The sequence below is a fragment of the Streptomyces anatolicus genome (assembly GCF_019400875.1).
Lineage (GTDB): Bacteria > Actinomycetota > Actinomycetes > Streptomycetales > Streptomycetaceae > Streptomyces > Streptomyces anatolicus.
Map to the genome: position 1 here is coordinate 1 of NZ_WMBF01000594.1, position 3,438 is coordinate 3,438.

At 72.4% G+C, this 3,438-nt stretch carries 3 protein-coding genes; 2 read left to right on the forward strand and 1 reads right to left on the reverse strand.

From position 1 onward, the window contains the following. Positions 1 to 32: 32 nt before the first annotated feature. On the reverse strand, positions 33 to 1,316 hold the full coding sequence (locus tag GKQ77_RS30080) for an alanine racemase (protein ID WP_219692279.1): 1,284 nt from the start codon (positions 1,314 to 1,316) through the stop codon (positions 33 to 35). Between the two features lie 254 nt (positions 1,317 to 1,570). Between GKQ77_RS30080 and GKQ77_RS30085 the strand changes: the two genes are divergently transcribed. Together GKQ77_RS30085 and GKQ77_RS30090 are read left to right on the forward strand one after the other, a co-directional pair. Beyond that, entirely contained in the window at positions 1,571 to 2,572 is a 1,002-nt protein-coding gene (locus GKQ77_RS30085) for a sugar kinase (RefSeq protein WP_372460025.1), read from the forward strand. Beyond that, complete coding sequence (locus tag GKQ77_RS30090; protein ID WP_219692280.1) at positions 2,569 to 3,327, forward strand: IclR family transcriptional regulator; 759 nt, start codon at positions 2,569 to 2,571, stop codon at positions 3,325 to 3,327. Before GKQ77_RS30085 ends, GKQ77_RS30090 begins: the two co-directional genes overlap by 4 nt. The last annotated feature ends 111 nt before the right edge of the window (positions 3,328 to 3,438 follow it).

The following is a 3,438-nucleotide window of genomic DNA, read 5'->3' on the forward strand; positions in this document are numbered from 1 at the left end:
GCCAAGGGCAGACCCCGCTCAAGACCCCCAGGTCAGAAGAACGTTCGGAGGTAGTCCACGACCACCCCCTCTCCCTCCACCACCGGAATCAACTGCCACTTGTCGAACGCCGTGCACGGGTGTGAGAGGCCCATCCCCACCCAGTCGCCCACCGCGATCTCCGCCTCCGGAGACGTCCGGAGCCAGCCGTGCTGGTCGGAGAGGCCCGTGACCGTGATCCCGGTCGCGGGGCCGAGGACGCCGGCCCGGCGGACGAGCTGCGCCTCGGGCAGGTCGAGGTCGTACGCCGCGTCCCGCTTGCCCGCGTTGGTGAACGCCTGCGCCGAAGAGGGCCGCGACACCACCTGCGCCCAGAGCAGGAACGCGGGCTCCAGCGCACCCTCCTGCGGCACCCGGTTGAACGGCGTCAGCCGCCGGTAGTGACCGTCGTCATGGGAGACGTACGCACCCGAACGCAGCAACTTCAGCAGCGGCACCGACAGTTCCGGGATCTCCGCGAACACCGACGCCACCGCGTCGAACCACGCACTGCCCCCGGCACTGACCACGACCTCCGGCAGATCCGTGAACCGCCCCGCCTTGTCGAGGTCCACAAGGAGCGCGACCAGCCGCCGCAGCCACGCCGTGACCCGCTCCGCGGAGGCCTGCGGCACCTCGCCCTCGTACCCGGCGACGCCCACGAGCCGCAGCGTGTCCGCGCCCGCGACGGCGTTGGCGATCTCGAAGCACTCGGCCTCGGTCCGCACGCCGGTCCGCGCCTCGTCACCCGCCGCCAGTTCGAGCACGACGTCCACGGGACGGTTCGCACCCGCCTCGCTGAGGGCCGCTTGCATCAACTCGACGCCCCGTACGGAGTCGACGTAGCAGATGAAACGGAAGGCGGGGTCGGCGTTCAGCTCACCCGCCAGCCAGCGCAGCGCCGCCGCGTCGACCAGTTCGTTCGCCAGGAAGATCCGCGGGGTGCCGAACGCCCGTGCCACCCGCACCTGGTGGGGGACCGCGAGCGTGATGCCCCACGCCCCGCGCTCCAGCTGCCGGGCGAAGAGCTGCGGCGCCATCGACGTCTTGCCGTGCGGCGCGAAGGCGAGGCCGTGCCGCTCGGCGTACGTCTCCATGAGCGCGAGGTTGTGTTCGAGGCGCTCGGCGGAGAGCGCGAGGACCGGGGTGGTGAAACCGCCGGTGAAGAGGTTCCTGCGCTGGGCCGCCAGCTCGCCGACGGTGAGACCTTCCGCGTCCGGGGGAAGGCCCTTGAAGCGGTGATCGATCCGCTCGTCCGCGAGCGCGGCCAGCGAATCGGCGGGGTTCTGGGCGGCCATGGGCGCCTCCTCCAGAGGTGCGTTGCATCATCTGCAACAGTCATTGCGTATGTCGCTGACAGCTGTCTAACATCCGAGCCAACGCCGGGTCAACGGATCCGAACAGACGGTCAGAGAGAGTCCGGAGAGACGGTCGGAGAGAGTCCGAAGAGACGGTGAAGGGCTGGGAGAGCGTGACCGTACAGGCAGTCGCGGGGGGCGTCACGGAGGCGACCGCACCGGCGCCAGTGGACGTCGTCGCGCTCGGCGAGTCCATGGTCACCTTCCTGCCCGCCCGGCCCGGCCGCCTCGCCGACGTGCCCTCCTTCGACCGCGGGATCGGCGGCGCCGAGTCGAACGTCCTCTGCGCGCTCGCCGCCGCCGGGCACACCACCCGCTGGGTCAGCCGCGTCGGCGCCGACGGCTTCGGCGACCACCTCGTCGAGGCGATCGCGCGCTATGGCGTGGACACCTCCGCCGTCGGCCGCGACCCGCACCGCCCCACCGGCATCTACTTCCGCACCGCCGACGACCGCGACACCGACGCCCACGAGGTCGTCTACTACCGCGCGGGCTCGGCCGCCTCCGCCATGGCCCGGGGCTCTGTGGACGAGGACGCGCTCACCTCGGGCCGCGTCCTGCACCTGTCGGGCATCACGCCCGCCCTCTCCGCCGACTGCCTCGACCTCGTGCGACACCTCTGCGGCCGGCGCGCCGGCCGCGCGCCCCTCGTCTCCTTCGACGTCAACCACCGCCCGGGGCTGTGGAAGGACGCGGCCACCGGCCCTGACGTCCTGCTCGATCTCGCCCGCGGCGCCGACCTCGTCTTCGTCGGCGAGGACGAGGCCGCCACGGCCTGGGGCGTGACCGGCGGGCCCGACGCCCTGCGCGCCGCCCTGCCCGAACCCGCCACCCTCGTCGTCAAACACGGCAGCCGAGGCGCCACCGTCCTGCGCCACGGCGAGGACCCCGTCTTCCAGGCCGCCCTGCGCGTGGACGTCGTCGCACCCGTCGGCGCCGGTGACGCCTTCGCCGCCGGGTTCCTCTCCGCCACCCTGCGCGGCCTGCCCGCCACCCAGCGCCTGCGCCACGGCCACCTGATGGCCGCCGCCGCCCTCACCGTCCCCGGCGACCTCGCCACGCCCCCCGCCCGCGCACACGCCGACCGCCTCGCCGCAGTGGACGACGCCACCTGGGGGACACTTCGTCTCGGCCCCGGCTGGACGGCGAACGCCCCGGAGGAAAGCGGGGCCGATGAGGAGGTACGTACCCCATGAGCCAGACCGTCGACCGCGCGCTCTCGATCCTGCCGCTGCTCGCCGAGGGCCCCGCCGACCTGGGCCAGGTCGCCGACCGGCTCGGCGTCCACAAGTCCACGGCGCTCCGGCTCCTGCGCACCCTCCACGAGCACGGCCTGGTCTTCCGCCAGTCCGACCAGCGCTACCGCCTCGGCGCGCGACTCTTCGCGCTCGCCCAGGAGGCCGTCGAGAACCTGGACGTGCGCGAGATCGCCCACCCCCACCTCCTCGCCCTCAACGAACGCTGCGGCCACACGGTGCACCTCGCCGTCTACGAGGACGGGGAGGTCCTCTACATCGACAAGGTCGAGAGCCGCTACCCGGTGCGGATGTACTCCCGCATCGGCAAGCCGGTGGCCATCACCGTCGCCGCCGTCGCCAAGCTCCTCATCGCCGACTTCCCCGAAGCCGAGCGCCGCGCCCTCGCCGAGAAGCTCGACTACCCCACCTACACGTCCCGTTCCACCCCCAACGCCCCCGCTTTCCTGCGGGAGTTGGAGAAGGTGCGCGAACAGGGCTGGGCCACCGACCTCGGTGGCCACGAGGAGTCCATCAACTGCGTCGGGGCCCCCATCCGCGGCGCGGACGGACGCGTCGTCGCCGCCATGTCGGTCTCCGCGCCGAATGTCGTCGTCACCGCCGAGGAACTCCTCACCCTGCTCCCGCTGGTGCGCCGCACGGCGGACGCCATCAGCCGGGAGTACTCCGGCAAGTCACCCCTGAAGGAAGCCTGAAGGACAGCTCATGACTGAGCACACCGAGCACACCGAGCACACCGAGAGCACCGAGAAGGTCGCCCTCACCCCCGCCACCCACACCACCCCGCCCGCCAAGTTCTCCCACGG